Raw genomic sequence first — 15,483 nt, forward strand, 5'->3', positions numbered from 1 at the left:
GCCGAGCTCCTCGGCGATGCGCGCGGCATGCAGCGGGCCCGCGCCGCCGAACGGCACCAGCGCATAGTCGCGCGGATCGCGGCCGCGCTCGGTCGAGACGAGCTGGATGGCGCGCACGATGTTGGCGTCGGCGAGCTGCAGGGCCGAGGACGCGGCCTGCTCGACGCTCAGGGCAAAGCGTTCGGCCAGCGGCTCGAAGGCGCGGCGCGCGGCCTCGCCATCGAGCTGCATGCGGCCGCCGAGGAACGCGCCCGGTCGGATCGTGCCGATCACGATATGGGCGTCGGTCGTTGCCGGCTCGGTGCCGCCACGGCCGTAGCAGGCCGGACCGGGATCGGCGCCGGCGCTTTGTGGGCCGACCCTCAGCATGCCGCCATCGTCGACCCAGGCGAGCGAGCCGCCGCCGGCGCCCATCGAGACGATGTCGAGCACCGGCGTGCGGATCGGCAGGCCGTCGATCTCCGTCTCGGCCGCCAGCGACGGCCGGCCGTCCTGCACCAGGCAGACGTCGGTCGAGGTGCCGCCCATGTCGAAGGTGATGAGGTCCTTGAAACCGGAGCGGGCCGCCTGGCGCGTGGCGCCGACGACGCCGGCCGCGGGACCGGAATAGAGGGCGGTGATCGCGCTCTGGCGCATCGCCTCGGCGGGCAGGCGCCCGCCGTTGGACTGCATCACCGTGAAGCGGCCCTTGAAGCCCGCCTCCGCGAGCTTGCTCTCGAACCGATGCAGGTAGCCGTCGATCACCGGCTGCACATAGGCCGAGAGCAGGGTCGTCGAGGCGCGCTCGAATTCGCGGAACTCGCGCGCCACCTGATGGCTGCAGGTCACGAGCACGCCCGGCAGCGCCTCGCCGATCAAGGCGGCCAGCCGCTTCTCGTGCACCGGGTCGGCATAGGCATTCAGCAGGCAGATCGCGATCGCGCGGTAGCCGCCGTCCCGGAGGGCGGGCAGCAGCTCGGCCTTCACCTTCGCCTCGTCGAGCGGCGTCTCGACGGAACCGTCCGCGCGCAGCCGTTCGACCGCCTCGAAGCAGTCCTTGCGGCGCACCGGCGGCACGGGCTTCGCATAGAAGAGATCGTAGATGTTGCGCCGGTCGTGGCGCTGCATGAACAGCAGGTCGCGGAAGCCCGCCGTCGCGACGAAGGCCACGGTCGCGCCCTTGCGCTCCAGCACGGCATTGGTGGCGACGGTCGAGCCGTGGCCGAGATCCTCTATGCGCGCGAGATCGATCCCTGAAGCCGTGAGCGCCGCGAAGGCGCCGACATCGGGCGACTTCGGCGTGCTCGGCACCTTGGTGACGACCAGCCGGCCGCCCTCGACGGCGACGAGGTCGGTGAACGTTCCGCCAACCTCGACACCGACGCGCATGAGAATCCTTTCAGCTTGTGCCGGCCCCGCGCACATTGTCATCCCGAGCGTAGCGAGGGACCTTTGCTCATGGCCCTAAAGGTCCCTCGCTACGCTCGGGATGACAAGGGGACGTTAACTGGCGTTGCCGGCGAGCCTGGCCTGCAGATCGGCGATCTGCTTCCTCAGCTCCTCGTTCTCCTCGCGCGCCTTGGCGGCCATCGCCTTCACGGCGTCGAACTCGTCGCGTCGCGGAATGTCCATGCCGTCCAGAATCTTGGCGATCTGGTCGCGGAAGCGGGCCTCGACCTCGTCCTTCATGCCGGTCAGCGCGCCCATGGCGCCGTTGGCCACCTTGGTGAGGTCGTCGATGAACGGATTGCGGGTTTGCATGGCAGGTCTCCTGATGCGGCGAGTATGGGCGGCTGGTAGCATCCGGCGCAAGAAGCACTGGAGGACGCCGTGGGTCTGGTCAAAGTCGAGTCGAGCGAAGGCATCACCACCATCACCATGATGCGCCCGGAAAAGCGCAACGCGCTGACCCAGGAGCTGTGCGACGGGCTCTACGAGGCCTATCGCGCCTTCGAGGAGGGCGACGACCAGGTCGCCGTGCTGCAGGCCGACGGCCCGGCCTTCTGCGTGGGCGCCGACCTCCACAGTCCGCCCGCCGCCATGTGGAAGGCCGTGCCGCATGTCAGCCACGCGCTCACCAAGCCGGTCATCGCCGCCACCCAGGGCTGGGTGATCGGCGGCGGTATCTGCCTCGTGATGACGTGTGATCTCATGGTGTCTGCCGATACCACGAAGTTCATGTACCCTGAGGCGAAGGTCGGCGTGTTCGGTGGTCTGATGCCGGGCATCGTCTCGCGCATGCCGCACAAGGTTGCGATGGAGTTGCTGCTGCTCGGCGAGGAAATCTCGGTGAAGCGCGCCTACGACGTGGGCTTCGTGAACAAGGTCGTGCCGCTGGGGCAGGAGCGTGCCGAGGCGCGCCGCATGGCCAAGGTCATCGCCGAGTCCGCGCCCCTGGTGATCCGCACCCTGCGCGACTTCGCCAACCAGACGCTGCCGCGCGGCCCGGCCGAAGTCTTCGTGCCGGAGCGCTACAAGCTCGAGACCATCGCCAATTCCGAGGATCGCAAGGAGGGGGCCGCTGCCTTCCGCGAGAAGCGCTCCGCCAAATTCAAGGGACGCTAGGGCAATGGGCAAGCTGCTGCTGGTCGGGTGCGGCAAGATGGGCGGTGCCATGCTGGACGGCTGGCTGGCGCGCGGCCTTCCGGCCGCCGACATCGTCGTCGCCGAGCCGGTCGAGGCGATCCGGCCCCGGCACGCCGGCGTCCGGGTGGTCTCGTCCTCGGCCGAAATGCAGGAGACGCCCGAGATCGTCGTGCTGGCGGTCAAGCCGCAGTCGATGGACGAGACGCTGGTCGATCTCCGGCGGTTTGCCGGGCAGGGGTCGGTCTTCCTGTCGATCGCCGCCGGCAAGACCCTGGGCTATTTCGCCGCCCGTCTCGGCCATGCGGCCAGGATCGTGCGCTCCATGCCCAACACGCCGGCGGCGGTGCGGCAGGGCATCACTGTCGCCACCGCGGCGGCGAGCGTGACGGTGGCGGAAAAGAAGCGCTGTCACGAGTTGCTGGAAGCGGTCGGCCAGGTCCTGTGGGCCGACGACGAGGCGCTGATGGATCCCGTCACCGCCCTGTCCGGCAGCGGCCCGGCCTATGTCTTCCTGCTGGTCGAGGCGATGGCGGAAGCAGGTGTGAAGGCCGGGCTGCCGGCCGACATGGCCATGCAACTCGCCCGCGCCACGGTGGTCGGAAGCGGGGAACTGCTGAAGCAGTCTCCGGAGCCAGCCTCGCAGCTGCGCGTCAACGTCACCAGTCCCGGCGGTACGACCGCCGCAGCCCTGCAGGTCTTGATGGCTACCGACGGCATCCAACCGGTCTTCGACAAGGCCCTGGCGGCCGCCTCGCACCGTTCGAAGGAGTTGGCAGGGTGACTGAAGCTCCCAACCAGGCTCGTGACAAGGCTCTCGAGGCCTTCCTCGGCCTGATCGCCGAGAAGGGCTATGCCGACGTGTCACTGCGGGAAGTGGCCGAGGCAGCCGGGCTGGGCTTCGCTGAACTCTATGGCCTCTACCCCGACAAGCTCTCGCTGGCAGCGGCCTTCATGGCCCGTATCGATGCGCAAGTGATGGCGGGAACGCCGTCTTCGATCGATCCGGAGGAGACGCCCCGCGACCGGCTGTTCGACGTGATGATGCGCCGCTACGACGCGCTCCGGCCCCACCGAGCGGCTTTGCGCGCGCTCCGCCGCGCGGGCACGCGCGACCCGATGCTGGCGATTTCGATGGGGCCACCTTTGCGTCGCTCCATGGCGGCGATGCTGGAGGCTGCGTCGGTCGCCAGCGACGGGTTACCCGGTGCGCTGCGGCAGAACGGGTTGCTGGTCATCCATTACGCCGTGTCGCGGGTGTTCGACCGGGACGAGACCCAGGACCTTTCCAAGACGATGGCGGCCTTGGACAACCGCCTGAAGACGGCGGAGCGGTGGTCGCAACTCTTTGACAGATATGTGAAATCGCCGCAGGGAGGCGTTCCGCCGGGCGCTCCGGTTTCGCCCGAGGCGTGAATATTTTGTGCAGTGCACAAAAACATCCCTTGACTCGCTGCAATGCATCCCTAAATTGAGCTTCATTGTGCACCGCAGCAAAGCGGGGCACCCCAGCTCAGCCTTGCTTCGTCCCTCAGGAGATATCCATGTACGCCAACGGTGCCTTCAAGAACCCCTTCGCCGACTTCGACTTCAGCAAGATCTCCGGTGAGTTCAAGCTCCCGACCATGAACGTCGAGACGTTCGTCGAGACCGCTCGCAAGAACTTCGCGACCATGACCTCGCTCAACACCGCCGCCGTCGAGCAGATGAAGACGATCGCGCAGCGCCAGGGCGACATGGTCCGCGCCGCGATGGAAGACTTCTCCAAGCACGGCAGCGAAGTGCTCGCCGCCGCGACCGTCGAGGAGAAGGCCGCCAAGCAGATCGACTTCATGAAGAAGACCTACGAGTCGGCGATCACCAACTCGAAGGAACTGGCCGACCTCTACACCAAGGGCCAGGCCGACGCCGTGACGGCGCTGAGCGCCCGCGTCGCCGAGCTGACCGAAGAGGTCAAGGCCGCGATCGCCAAGAAGTAAGCGCTTTAGAGTAAGCGTGGGTCGGCCTGTCGCCGATCCGGAGAAGGGGCCGCGTACGTGGCCCCTTTTCTTTTGCGCGCTCTTTGTCTTTTGATCCTGCCGCTCTAGGGTCAGCGCACCATGACGACCATCACCTATGAAGATTTCGAGCGTGTCGACATCCGTGTCGGCACCATCGTCGAGGCGGCGCCGCTCGAAGGCGCGCGCAAGCCCGCCTACCGCCTGCTGATCGATTTCGGCGGCGCGATCGGGACGAAGAAGTCCTCGGCGCAGATCACCGTGCACTATACGCCGGAGGAGCTGGTCGGCCGTCAGGTCGCGGCGGTCGTGAACTTCCCGCCGCGCCAGATCGGCCGGTTCATGTCCGAAGTCCTGACGCTCGGCTTCCCGGCCGCCGACGGCAGCGTCGTGCTGATCGCGCCAACCAAGCGGGTGCCGAACGGCGGCAAGTTGTTCTGAACCCTCACCTCATGCTGAGGAGCGCCCTGCAGGGGCGCGTCTCGAAGCATGGGCACGAGCACCCCGTCTGTTGCCCATCCTTCGAGACGCGCCGCTTCGCGGCGCTCCTCAGGATGAGGTAAGTGCTTGAATTGATTCAATTCATTCCCGGCCAGCCTCTCAGGATGAGGTCGGTGGCGGCCTAGAAAACCTTGTGGATCCAGCCGTGCGGGTCGGCCGTGCGGCCGCGCTGGATGCCGACGAGGGCGGCCTTCAGCTCCTCGGTCCTGGCGCCGGAGCCGCCATTGCCGATCCTGAATTCGCCGTCCTTGCTGCGCACCGTGCCGATCGGCGTGACGACCGCGGCGGTGCCGCAGGCGAAGGCCTCGCGCAGCCGGCCGCTGGCCGCATCCTTGCGCCACTGCTCGATCGAATAGCGCTCCTCGCTCACCTTGATGCCCTTGTCCCTCGCCAGCGTGAGCAGCGAGCTGCGCGTGATGCCGGGCAGGATCGTGCCGCCGAGCGGCGGGGTGATCATCGAGCCGTCGTCGAACACGAAGAAGATGTTCATGCCGCCCAGCTCCTCGATCCAGCGCTGTTCGACGGCATCGAGGAACACGACCTGGTCGCAGCCGTGGCGCGTCGCTTCGGCCTGTGCCTGCAGGCTGGCGGCATAGTTGCCGCCGCACTTGGCGGCGCCGGTGCCGCCCGGTGCCGCGCGGGTGAAATCGTCGGAGACCCAGACCGACACCGCCGGCGCATCGGTCTTGAAGTAGGCGCCGACCGACGAGGCGATGACGATGAACAGATAGTCCGACGAGGGCTTCACGCCGAGGAAGATCTCGTTCGCGAACATGAAGGGCCGGATGTAGAGGCTGCCGTCGCCGTCGGGAATCCACGCCCGATCGATCTTGACCAGCTGGTCGACGGCTTCGAGGAACACCTCCTCCGGCAGGGCCGGCATGGCGAGCCGCTCGGCCGACTGCTGGAAGCGGCGGGCGTTCTCCAGCGGGCGGAACAGCGTCGCGCCGCCATCGGCCGTGCGATAGGCCTTCAGACCCTCGAAGATCTCCTGGGCGTAGTGCAGGACGGCCGAGGCCGGATCCATCGGGATCGGCGCGCGCGGCTCGACCTTCGCATCGTGCCAGCCCTTGGACTCATGGTAGCGGATGGTCACCATGTGGTCGGAGAAGACGCGGCCGAAGCCCGGATTCTTGAGCAGCTCTGCGCGCTTCTCGGCGGGAAGCGGCGACGGATGGGCGACGTGCGTGAACTGGAGCGGTGTCTTGGACATTGTCTTGGGCATTTCTCTCTGAAGTATTTCCTTCACTCTATCACAGGCGGCCGCGCCGCAAGTGCCGGCGCGCTGCTCACAGCGGAATTCGCACGATCGCGCGCAAACCGCCCAGCGGCGAGACCGCCAGCGTGACGTCGCCGCCGTGACTGCGCGCCACGTCGCGGGCGATGCTGAGGCCCAGCCCCACCCCGCCGGTCGCGGCATTGCGCGACTGGTCGAGCCGCAGGAACGGCCGGAACACGTCCTCGTAGTTCTCGGCCGGAATGCCGGGTCCGTTGTCGTCGACTGTGATCTCGACGGACGTCCGGCCGCGCACGGCCTCGATCCTGATCTCGCTGGCATAGCGCTGGGCATTGGACACGATGTTGGTCAGGCAGCGCTTGATGGCGATCGGACGCAGCTCGACGTTCATGTCGCCCTTCCAGGAGAGCTCGAGGCTGGCCTTGCCGTGGCGCGCACCGGCCGCGACATCCTCGAGAATCTCCGAGAGGTCGGACATCACCGGATCCTCGTCCCCCTCGCCGCGCGCGAAGGCAAGGTACCCTTCGATCATGCGCTGCATGTCGTCGACGTCGTCGGAAAGCTCGCGGGTTTCGGGCGAGTCCGGCAGCAGCGCCAGCGATAGCTTCATGCGGGTGAGCGGGGTGCGCAGGTCGTGGCTGACGCCGGCCAGCATCTCGGTGCGCTGCTGGATCGAGCGCCGCAGGCGGATGCGCATCGTGTGGAAGGCGGTGGCGGCGTTGCGGACTTCGCGCGTCCCGCCGGAGAAGGCGAAGTCGGGCACGTCGCGTCCCTTGCCCAAGGCGTCGGCCGCCACGCCGAGATGCTCGATGGGCACGAGCTCGCGCCGCATGAACCAGATGGCGAGGCCGAACAGGACCAGGGCAAGGCCGAGCTGGGCCAGGACATAGGCGAAGCTCGAGCCGAAGGTGAGGCGCACATGCGGCACCAGCACGTCCATCACGTCGCCGTCCGAGAGCTGGATCTCGACCAGGAGCTGGCCGCCGCCGATATTGTTGTCGAGGAAGAAGGGCCGCTTCAGGTCGGCCTCGAGCGCGCCCTGCACCTCGCGCGCCACGATGTCGAAATATTCCGGCTCCTTGAAGGGCCGCACGATGCCCTTGCGGAACGACACGAACAGCAGCAGGTCCTGGGCGGAGCGGCGCAGGATCCAGTCGCGATGCTCGTCGTCGGGGAAGTCCGAGCGCAACGAGATCAGCAGGCGCAGGTCGCGCACCAGCAGGATGGCCAGGCGGTTGGTGACGTTGTCGCCGCGCTGGCTGTAGAACCACCAGGCCGAAAGGGCCTGCAGCAGCAGCATCGGCACGACGATGATGAGGAGAGCGCGCGCGAACAGGGTCTGCGGCGAATGCTTGTCCGACCATTGCGCGATGCGCTCGAAGATGTCGCCGATGGTGCTCCACTTCATGCGTCGACCAGCCGGTAGCCCTGGCCGCGCACCGTGCGCAGGTAGCGCGGAAACGACGGGTCGGGCTCGATCTTGCGCCGCAGCCGCGTCACCTGCACGTCGATGGCGCGCTCGTTCACGGACGCTCCGATGATCCTGCACAGCGTCTCGCGGCTCAGCACTTCGCCGATGCGGCCGGTGAAGGCGCGCATCAGGGCGATCTCGGCGTCGGTCAGCGGCACCCGGTTGCCCTTGTCGGTGAGTTCTCCCAGTGCGAGGTCGAACTGCATGGGGCCGAACGTCACCTGCCGCTGCGCTTCGGGGGCGGCGACCATGCCGGCCGACCGGCCTCGGCGTAACACGCTCTGGATGCGCAGCAGGAGTTCACGCGGCTCGAACGGCTTGCCGAGATAATCGTCGACGCCCCGCTCCAGGCCGGCGATGCGATCCTTCGTCTCGACCATCGCCGTCAGCATCAGGATCGGCACGTCGTCGGTGCGGCGCAGCTCGGTCGCGAACTCGAGCCCGGTCTCACCGGGCATCATGACGTCGAGCACGATCAGGTCGAAATCGAGCGAACTCAGCCGCTGGCGCGCCTCCGCGGCGCTGGCCGCGGTCGAGACGCGAAAGTCGTTGCGCGACAGGAACGACTTCAGGAGTTCGCGCAGGCGCGTATCGTCGTCGACGACCAGGATGTGAGGCTTGTCGGTCGACGCATCCATGGCGCGCTAGCGGCCGCCGCCGCGCAATCGCTTGTCGACGACCTGCCGCTCCGGCGGGTCGAGCAGCCCCAGCAGGACCTTGCGGAAGCCCTCCACCGCCTCGGCGCCGGTCTCGCGATAGGCCCGGGCGAAGCGCTGGCTCTGGCGGTCCGTCAGGTCGCGCTCGAGTTCCTGACCCTTCGGCGAGAGCCACAGCAGGCGCTCGCGGCGGTCGCGCGCGCCGCTCTTCTGTTCGACATAGCCCTGCTCGATCAGGTCCTTCAGCACGCGGCTGATCGACTGTTTGGTGACCTTGAGGATCGAGAGGAGGTGCCCGACCGTCTGGCCGGGATGGCGACCGATGAAGTACAGCGCGCGGTGATGGGCGCGGCCGAGCTGGTAGCGCCGGAGCTGCTGGTCGGATTCGAAGGTGAAGTCGCGATAGGCATAGAACATCAGCTCGATGCCCTGTCGCAGCTCTTCGTCACGGAGGAAAAGGGGATTGGCTGGGGCTCTGGATTCCACGCCATCTTTATAGTGCGGGCGGGCTCCGTTGACACCCCGCGCAAGCGGATGTTAGCGCGACCCTCCATCCCGAAACCTCCCGAACCGCAAGAGGGCGCCATGCTGACCGTTCACCATCTCGGCGTGTCGCAGTCGGAACGGATCGTCTGGCTCTGCGAGGAACTCGACCTTTCCTACGAGCTGAAGGTCTACGACCGTGACGCGGTCACACGGCTCGCTCCGCCGGACTACAAGGCGCTCCACCCGCTCGGCGCGGCGCCGGTGATCCAGGACGGCGACGTGCTGCTGGCCGAGTCCGGCGCCATCGTCGAGTACATCGTCGCAAAGTACGGCAAGGGCCGGCTCGTGCGGGCGCCCGACCATCCCGACTTCGCGCCGTTCCTCTACTGGTTCCACTTCGCCAACGGCACGCTGCAGCCTGCGACGGGGCGCAACATGATCCTCGGACGGCTCGATCTTCCGGCCGACAATGCCGTGATGAAGGCCATGAAGGCCCGCCTCGACCTTGCCCTCGGCCTCGTCGAGGCGCGGCTCGGGACGGCGGAGTATCTGGCGGGGGATGAGCTCACCACAGCTGACATCATGGCCGTCTTCTCCCTGACGACCATGCGCTACTTCCTGCCCTACGATCTCGCGCCGTACCCTGCGATCCGCGCCTATCTGCAGCGCGTTGCCGCCCGTCCGGCCTACCGGCGGGCGATGCAGAAGGGCGATCCGGGAATGCCGCTCCTCCTCACCTGACGCCGCACAAGGCGAATGTCGCGCAGGGTCAGTGTGATTGACAAGGTCAGTAATATTGACCTATCTAGCCCGATAGTTGTTCTGGGGGTCTCCCCGGAGACCTATTTGGAATCAATCGATGGAGGATAAAGCAATGTCCTTAACCATGGATGACCGGGACGGTTTCATCTGGCTGGACGGCAAGCTGGTGCCGTGGCGCGACAGCCGCATGCACGTGCTCACCCATGCGCTGCACTACGGCTCGGCCGTCTTCGAGGGCGAGCGCATCTATGACGGCCGCGTCTTCCGCCTGTCCGCCCACAGCGCCCGCCTGATCCGCTCGGCCACCCTGCTCGACTACGACATCCCCTGGTCGCGCGAGGAGATCGACGAGGCGACCCGTGCCGTCGTGAAGGCCAACAACCTCACCGCGGGCTACATCCGCCCCATCGCCTGGCGCGGCTCGGAAGTGCTGGGCGTGTCGGCGATCGGCACGACGGTCCATCTCGCCATTGCCCCCTGGGCCCAGGAAGGCCGCCTCTCGGTGCAGGCGCGCGATACCGGCATCAACGTGACCATGGCGAAGTACCGCCGGCCGTCGCCCGAGACGGCACCCGGGCATGCCAAGGTGGCGGGACTCTACGTGATCTGCGGAATCGAGAAGGACCGCGCGCTCAAGGCCGGCTTCGACGATGCGCTGATGCTCGACTGGCAGGGCCGCATCGCGGAGACGACCGGCGCCAACATCTTCCTGGTGATCGACGGAAAGCTCGTCACGCCGACGCCGCACAATTTCCTCGATGGCATCACGCGCCGTGCGGTGATGGGCATGGCGCGGACGCGCGGCTGGACGGTGGAGGAACGCGACGTGATGCCGGAGGAACTCGGCAACGCGAGCGAGGTTTTCCTCTGCGGCAGCGCGGCCGAGATCGTGCCGGTCGGCTCGATCGACCAGCATCACTTCCAGGCGGGTCCGGTCGCCAAGACGCTGATGGCCGACTTCCAGAAGCTGGTGCGCGCGCCCGACAGCGAAGGCTTCGGCGAGGCCACGCATCTGATGACGCCGGCATCCTCGCTGGCGGCGTGAGGTTGCTTCAGGGATCGTAGACGGCGACGAAGAGGACGGTTTCCCAGGCGTCGGCCCGCAAAGTGCGGCGGCGGGCGGCAAACCAGCAGCGGACGCGGCCATAGGCAATGCTTCGGCTGAGTTCATGGCCTCGCCGCAGATGGCCGATTCGCACCGTGGATCGGTCGGGTAAGTCTGCTTCGGCGCGGACCGCGTCCTCGCGATCGGGATCGTCGGGTTCGAGGACGAGGCGGATTTCGGTTCCGACGGCCAAGTCGCCGATCTTCTCCGAGTCGCTCGAGATGGCCGAATAGGAGCCGCGCCAGCCGGGCGGCAGCGCCGCCTTTGCTTCCTTGTCGGCTTGCAGGGCTGCCAGAATGCCGTTCTTCACGTCCTGATGCAGCTCACGCTGCTTGATCCCGGCTGGCGCGGTCTTCGGACGGTCAAGACCCAGGGCCGTGCGGATCTCGCGGATCAGGGGGCGGAACAGCCAGCCGATGACGGTGCCGACGACGGTGAAGATGGCCTCAAAGAACGAGCCAATCATACAATCTCCATGGGCAGCCATGAATCATAGGCGATGCTGAGCCCGCTTGACATTGGGGTCTGCAATCCCCTTTTCTCGATGACGTCCGAGGGGTGCCTGACCTCCGTGTAGGAAGCGGGCTGAGACAGCCTTAACGGCTGAACCCTTTGAACCTGATCCGGGTCATGCCGGCGAAGGAACGGGAGTCAGCTGTGGGTTCACCTGTCGTATCGATCATCGGAGCTGGCGTTGCGGGCCTGGCCTGCGCAACGGAGCTTGCCGACCGCGGTGTCGCCGTCGAATTGCTGGAGCGCAGCGCCCGGCTGGGCGAAAGCGCCTGTTCCTGGATGGCCGGCGGCATGCTGGCGCCGTGGTGCGAGCGGGCGACCACCGACGAGATCGTCGCCCGTCTGGGTGAGCCGTCGATCGACTGGTGGCGGCGCCACTATCCCGGCACCGTCAGCCAGGGCAGCCTGGTCCTCACGCCGCCGCGCGATGCCGCCGACCTCACGCGCTTTGCGGCGCGGACCGAGCGCTACGAGTGGATCGACGGCGACCGCATTGCGGCCCTCGAACCCGACCTCGCCGGCCGGTTTCGCCGTGCACTGTTCTTCCCCGACGAAGCCCATCTCGAGCCACGCAAGGCGCTGGCGTCGCTCGCCGCCGGCCTCGAAGCGCGCGGCGTTCCGATCCGGTTCGGCATCGGCGGAAAGCCGCCGGAAGCCGGGCCGGGCCTCGTGGTGGATTGCCGGGGCCTTGCGGCGCGTGACGAGCTTCCCGACCTGCGCGGCGTGCGCGGCGAGATGCTCGTGGTGCGGACCCGCGACGTTTCGTTGTCGCGTCCGGTACGGCTGCTGCATCCGCGCATTCCGCTCTACATCGTGCCGCGCGGCGACGGGGTATTCATGATCGGCGCCACGATGATCGAGAGCGAGGAACGACGCGCCGTCAGCGTGCGTTCGGCCATGGAGTTGCTGAACGCGGCCTACACGCTGCACCCGGCCTTCGGCGAGGCCGAGATCGTCGAACTGGGCGCCGATCTGCGGCCGACCTTTCCCGACAACCTGCCGTGCATCCGCCGCACAGGCCGCGTGCTGCACGCCAACGGACTTTTCCGGCATGGTTTCCTGCTCGCGCCGTGGCTGGCGCGTCAGGTTGCCGACGCTGTGCTTCTGGAGACGAGAGATGCGGATATACCTGAACGACGACATGCATGAGGTTGCCCCCGGCACGCTCGCGGCGGCGCTCGAAACGCTGGGCTTCGGCGGCCGCAAGATCGCGACCGCGGTGAACGGCCGCTTCGTCGCCGCGTCCGCGCGTCCGCGTACCGAACTGGCCGATGGCGACAGGATCGAAGTCGTCGCGCCGATGCAGGGAGGATAGGCGATGTCCTCGTTCTACGGCGTCGAGCTGAAGTCGAGGTTGCTGCTCGGCACCTCGCGCTATCCCTCGCCGGCGGTCCTCGAACGTGCGGTAAAGGCGTCGGGCGCGGAAGTCGTGACCGTGTCGCTGCGGCGCGAGAGCGGCACGGGCCGCGCCGGCCAGGCCTTCTGGTCGCTCATCCAGTCGATGGGCGTGCGCGTGCTGCCGAACACGGCGGGCTGTCATTCGGTGAAGGAGGCGGTGACGACCGCCCACATGGCGCGCGAGCTGTTCGACACGCCGTGGATCAAGCTCGAAGTGATCGGCGAGGCCGACACGTTGCAGCCCGACGTGTTCGGCCTGGTCGAAGCGGCCCGCATTCTCTCCGAAGAGGGTTTCGAGGTCTTCCCCTACACGACCGAGGATCTGGTGGTCGCCGAGCGGCTGGTCGAGGCGGGCTGCCGGGTGCTGATGCCGTGGGGCGCGCCGATCGGTTCGGCGCGTGGCCTGAACAACGTCTACGGCCTGCGCTCGATGCGCGCGCACTTCCCCGAGATCCCGCTGGTGGTCGATGCCGGACTGGGCGTGCCCTCGCATGCAGCGGCGGCGATGGAGCTGGGCTACGACGCCGTGCTGCTCAACACGGCGGTTGCCGAAGCGGGCGATCCGGTCGAGATGGCGCGCGCCTTCGCGCTCGGCGTCGAAGCCGGTCGTGCCGCCTATCTTGCGCGCCCGATGGAGCCGCGCGACATGGCCGTGCCGTCGACGCCTGTGATCGGCAAAGCGGCGCTTGGAGATTAAAGAGATGCTCGATCCGTTCTATCCCGTGGTGCCCGATTCGAACTGGGTGCTGAAGCTGGTGCCCGTCGGCACGAAGCTCATCCAGCTGCGCATCAAGGACCAGCAAGAGGCCGAGATCCGGCGGCAGGTGCGCGAGGCGAAAGCCGTCTGCGCGCAGTACGGCGCCGATCTGATCGTGAACGATTACTGGCAGGTCGCGATCGACGAAGGCTGCACCTGGGTCCATCTCGGCCAGGAGGATCTGGTCGATGCCGACGTGAAGGCGCTGCGTCGCGCCAACGTCAAGATCGGCGTCAGCACGCACGACCATTCCGAGCTCGACAAAGGCCTCGCCATCGATCCCGACTATGTCGCGCTGGGCCCGATCTGGCCGACCAAGCTGAAGCAGATGCCGTGGGCGCCGCAGGGCACCGAGCGACTGGCCGAATGGAAGAAGATCATCGGCGACCGGCCGCTGGTCGCTATCGGTGGCCTTACCCTCGAACGTGCGCTGCTGTGCCTGAAGTCGGGCGCCGACATCGCCTCGGTGGTGGGCGACATCGTGAACCATGCCGATCCGATCGGTCAGGCCAAGGCCTGGATCGCCGCGACGAGAAAGCCGTGACCGACCGCTACGCCCGCCAGGCCGTGCTGCCCGAGATCGGTGAAGCGGGGCAGGCGCGTCTCGCCGCCGCCTCGGTGCTGGTGGTCGGTGCGGGCGGCCTCGGCTGCCCGGTTCTGCAGTATCTCGCCGGTGCTGGCGTCGGACGTCTCACGATCGTCGATCACGACACGGTCGAGGAGACGAACCTGCACCGCCAGCCGCTCTACGGCATGCCGGACATCGGCAAGCCGAAGGCCGAGGCGGCGCGCGCCACCCTGCAGCGTTTCAATCCGCATGTCCGCATCGACGCGGTCGCCGAGCGGCTGACGCCGCAGAATGCGGCGCGTCTGGTCGCCGAGGCGGACATCGTGGTCGATGCCGCGGACAGCTTCGCCGTGACCTACATGCTGAGCGACGTCTGCTTCGCGGCGGCCAGGCCGCTGGTGAGTGCGTCGGTGATCGGCATGACGGGCTATGCCGGCGTCTTCTGCGGCGGCGGCCCGAGCTATCGCGCGGTGTTCCCGGAAGTCTCGGTCGACGGCGGCACCTGTGCCACGGTGGGCGTGATCGGCACCGCGGTGGCGATGATGGGCAGCCTGCAGGCCCATCTCACGCTGCATCATCTGCTCGGCCTCGAACCCGGCGTGCTGGGCCGCGTGGTCACGTTCGACGCCAAGCGCTTGGCCTTCGGTGGCTTCTCCTTTGCCGGCAGTCCCGAGCCCGAGGACCAGGTGGCGTTCATCGCGCCCGACCAGGTGCGATCCGACGACATCGTGGTCGACCTGCGCGGCCTCGACGAGGCGCCGGTCTCACCCTTCGCCGGCGCGCGGCGGCTGGTCGTCGATACGATCGACGATTTGGGCACGCCATCGGGACGTGTCGTCCTGGCGTGTCGCAGCGGCCAGCGGGCGCTTATGGCGGCCGACCGGTTGCGCGAGCGTGGTGTCACGAATCTCGCCCTTGTTGCCCTGGGCTGAAGCGGCCCTGATCGGAAGAGGCATGCATCCTCTCGCCGATGAAGCGGGGGTGAAATAGGGCTGTGGCCTAGGTCTTCTCCCAGCGCGCCGCCGCTGCATCGTCGCCTTCGTGGGCGCCGACCCATTGCTCGCCCTTCGGCGTGTCTTCCAGCTTCCAGAAGGGGGCCTTGGTCTTCAGCCAATCGACGAGGAATTCGCAGGCCTCGAAGGCGGCCTCGCGATGAGGCGAACCGACGGCCACCAGCACGATTCGTTCGCCCGGCTCCATGCGGCCATAGCGGTGCACGATCAGGCTCGCCTCGAGCGGCCAGCGCCGGCTCGCCTCGGCCTCGATCTCCTGCAGCGATGCTTCAGTCATGCCGGGATAGTGTTCGAGCGTCAGCGCGTCGATCCGGTCGCGATGATAGCCCTCGCGCACATGCATCTCGCGCACGAGACCGACGAAGACCGCGAGTCCGCCGATGCGCTTGTTGCCGTCGGTGAGGCGGGCCAACTCGGCGCCGACATCGAAATCGGCTTCCTGGACGCGCACGCTCAT

General features: G+C 67.5%; 20 protein-coding genes and 1 riboswitch. Of the genes, 12 read left to right on the forward strand and 8 right to left on the reverse strand.

What is annotated here, in order from left to right; genetic code table 11:
• Window positions 1-1,368: hydantoinase/oxoprolinase family protein (locus tag Q7V45_RS13040; protein ID WP_304852578.1), on the reverse strand; the 1,368-nt coding region annotated here is incomplete at its 3' end.
• A gap of 114 nt (window positions 1,369-1,482) precedes the next feature.
• On the reverse strand, window positions 1,483-1,740 hold the full coding sequence (locus tag Q7V45_RS13045; RefSeq protein ID WP_304852581.1) for an accessory factor UbiK family protein: 258 nt from the start codon (window positions 1,738-1,740) through the stop codon (window positions 1,483-1,485).
• 69 nt (window positions 1,741-1,809) lie between these two features.
• On the opposite strand from Q7V45_RS13045, the gene Q7V45_RS13050 reads away from it, so the two are divergent.
• The 5 genes from Q7V45_RS13050 (at window position 1,810) to Q7V45_RS13070 (ending at window position 5,000) form a co-directional block, all read left to right on the forward strand.
• On the forward strand, window positions 1,810-2,544 hold the full coding sequence (locus Q7V45_RS13050; protein WP_304852584.1) for an enoyl-CoA hydratase/isomerase family protein: 735 nt from the start codon (window positions 1,810-1,812) through the stop codon (window positions 2,542-2,544).
• Window positions 2,545-2,548: 4 nt separating this feature from the next.
• A complete protein-coding gene (gene proC / locus Q7V45_RS13055; protein ID WP_304852586.1) occupies window positions 2,549-3,346 on the forward strand; it encodes a pyrroline-5-carboxylate reductase in 798 nt (265 codons plus the stop codon).
• On the forward strand, window positions 3,343-3,978 hold the full coding sequence (locus Q7V45_RS13060) for a TetR/AcrR family transcriptional regulator (RefSeq protein WP_304852588.1): 636 nt from the start codon (window positions 3,343-3,345) through the stop codon (window positions 3,976-3,978). The genes proC and Q7V45_RS13060 overlap by 4 nt, the downstream gene beginning before the upstream one ends.
• Window positions 3,979-4,106: 128 nt before the next feature.
• On the forward strand, window positions 4,107-4,541 hold the full coding sequence (locus Q7V45_RS13065; protein ID WP_304852590.1) for a phasin family protein: 435 nt from the start codon (window positions 4,107-4,109) through the stop codon (window positions 4,539-4,541).
• Between the two features lie 120 nt (window positions 4,542-4,661).
• Window positions 4,662-5,000, forward strand: a complete 339-nt coding sequence (locus tag Q7V45_RS13070; RefSeq protein ID WP_304852592.1) for a tRNA-binding protein — start codon at window positions 4,662-4,664, stop codon at window positions 4,998-5,000.
• Between the two features lie 181 nt (window positions 5,001-5,181).
• On the opposite strand, the gene Q7V45_RS13075 is transcribed toward Q7V45_RS13070, so the two are convergent.
• From Q7V45_RS13075 to Q7V45_RS13090, 4 genes are all read right to left on the reverse strand, one after another.
• Window positions 5,182-6,285, reverse strand: a complete 1,104-nt coding sequence (locus tag Q7V45_RS13075; RefSeq protein WP_304852594.1) for a branched-chain amino acid aminotransferase — start codon at window positions 6,283-6,285, stop codon at window positions 5,182-5,184.
• Window positions 6,286-6,349: 64 nt separating this feature from the next.
• Entirely contained in the window at window positions 6,350-7,705 is a 1,356-nt protein-coding gene (locus Q7V45_RS13080) for an ATP-binding protein (protein ID WP_304852596.1), read from the reverse strand.
• Complete coding sequence (locus Q7V45_RS13085) at window positions 7,702-8,406, reverse strand: response regulator (RefSeq protein WP_304852598.1); 705 nt, start codon at window positions 8,404-8,406, stop codon at window positions 7,702-7,704. The genes Q7V45_RS13080 and Q7V45_RS13085 overlap by 4 nt, the downstream gene beginning before the upstream one ends.
• A 6-nt stretch (window positions 8,407-8,412) precedes the next feature.
• Window positions 8,413-8,910 carry a MarR family winged helix-turn-helix transcriptional regulator gene (locus Q7V45_RS13090; protein ID WP_304852600.1) on the reverse strand — a complete coding sequence of 166 codons (498 nt, stop codon included), beginning with the start codon at window positions 8,908-8,910 and terminating at the stop codon, window positions 8,413-8,415.
• Window positions 8,911-9,009: 99 nt separating this feature from the next.
• Between Q7V45_RS13090 and Q7V45_RS13095 the strand changes: the two genes are divergently transcribed.
• Both Q7V45_RS13095 and Q7V45_RS13100 read left to right on the forward strand, forming a co-directional pair.
• Window positions 9,010-9,651: a glutathione S-transferase family protein gene (locus tag Q7V45_RS13095; protein ID WP_304852603.1), complete on the forward strand. Its 642-nt coding sequence runs from the start codon at window positions 9,010-9,012 to the stop codon at window positions 9,649-9,651.
• 133 nt (window positions 9,652-9,784) lie between these two features.
• Entirely contained in the window at window positions 9,785-10,717 is a 933-nt protein-coding gene (locus Q7V45_RS13100; RefSeq protein WP_304852605.1) for a branched-chain amino acid aminotransferase, read from the forward strand.
• A 7-nt stretch (window positions 10,718-10,724) separates the two neighbouring features.
• Here the strand turns inward: Q7V45_RS13100 and Q7V45_RS13105 are convergent, their stop codons facing one another.
• Window positions 10,725-11,243, reverse strand: coding sequence for a hypothetical protein (locus Q7V45_RS13105; protein WP_304852607.1), 519 nt, complete (start codon window positions 11,241-11,243; stop codon window positions 10,725-10,727).
• A 78-nt stretch (window positions 11,244-11,321) separates the two neighbouring features.
• Window positions 11,322-11,439: riboswitch (TPP riboswitch) on the forward strand.
• Between Q7V45_RS13105 and thiO the strand changes: the two genes are divergently transcribed.
• The 5 genes from thiO to Q7V45_RS13130 all read left to right on the forward strand — a co-directional run bounded on the left by thiO (window position 11,435) and on the right by Q7V45_RS13130 (window position 14,945).
• Complete coding sequence (gene thiO / locus Q7V45_RS13110) at window positions 11,435-12,439, forward strand: glycine oxidase ThiO (RefSeq protein ID WP_304852609.1); 1,005 nt, start codon at window positions 11,435-11,437, stop codon at window positions 12,437-12,439. (Overlaps the previous riboswitch by 5 nt.)
• The gene (gene thiS, locus Q7V45_RS13115; RefSeq protein ID WP_304852611.1) at window positions 12,408-12,605 is read left to right on the forward strand and encodes a sulfur carrier protein ThiS; all 198 of its coding nucleotides are present in this window, start codon (window positions 12,408-12,410) and stop codon (window positions 12,603-12,605) included. The genes thiO and thiS overlap by 32 nt, the downstream gene beginning before the upstream one ends.
• A gap of 3 nt (window positions 12,606-12,608) precedes the next feature.
• The gene (locus Q7V45_RS13120) at window positions 12,609-13,385 is read left to right on the forward strand and encodes a thiazole synthase (RefSeq protein ID WP_304852614.1); all 777 of its coding nucleotides are present in this window, start codon (window positions 12,609-12,611) and stop codon (window positions 13,383-13,385) included.
• A gap of 4 nt (window positions 13,386-13,389) precedes the next feature.
• A complete protein-coding gene (locus Q7V45_RS13125; protein WP_304852616.1) occupies window positions 13,390-13,989 on the forward strand; it encodes a thiamine phosphate synthase in 600 nt (199 codons plus the stop codon).
• Window positions 13,986-14,945: a HesA/MoeB/ThiF family protein gene (locus tag Q7V45_RS13130; RefSeq protein ID WP_304852618.1), complete on the forward strand. Its 960-nt coding sequence runs from the start codon at window positions 13,986-13,988 to the stop codon at window positions 14,943-14,945. Before Q7V45_RS13125 ends, Q7V45_RS13130 begins: the two co-directional genes overlap by 4 nt.
• Window positions 14,946-15,012: 67 nt before the next feature.
• On the opposite strand, the gene Q7V45_RS13135 is transcribed toward Q7V45_RS13130, so the two are convergent.
• A complete protein-coding gene (locus tag Q7V45_RS13135) occupies window positions 15,013-15,483 on the reverse strand; it encodes a molybdenum cofactor biosynthesis protein MoaE (protein ID WP_304852620.1) in 471 nt (156 codons plus the stop codon).

The sequence above is a fragment of the Reyranella sp. genome, from assembly GCF_030651995.1.
Lineage (GTDB): Bacteria > Pseudomonadota > Alphaproteobacteria > Reyranellales > Reyranellaceae > Reyranella.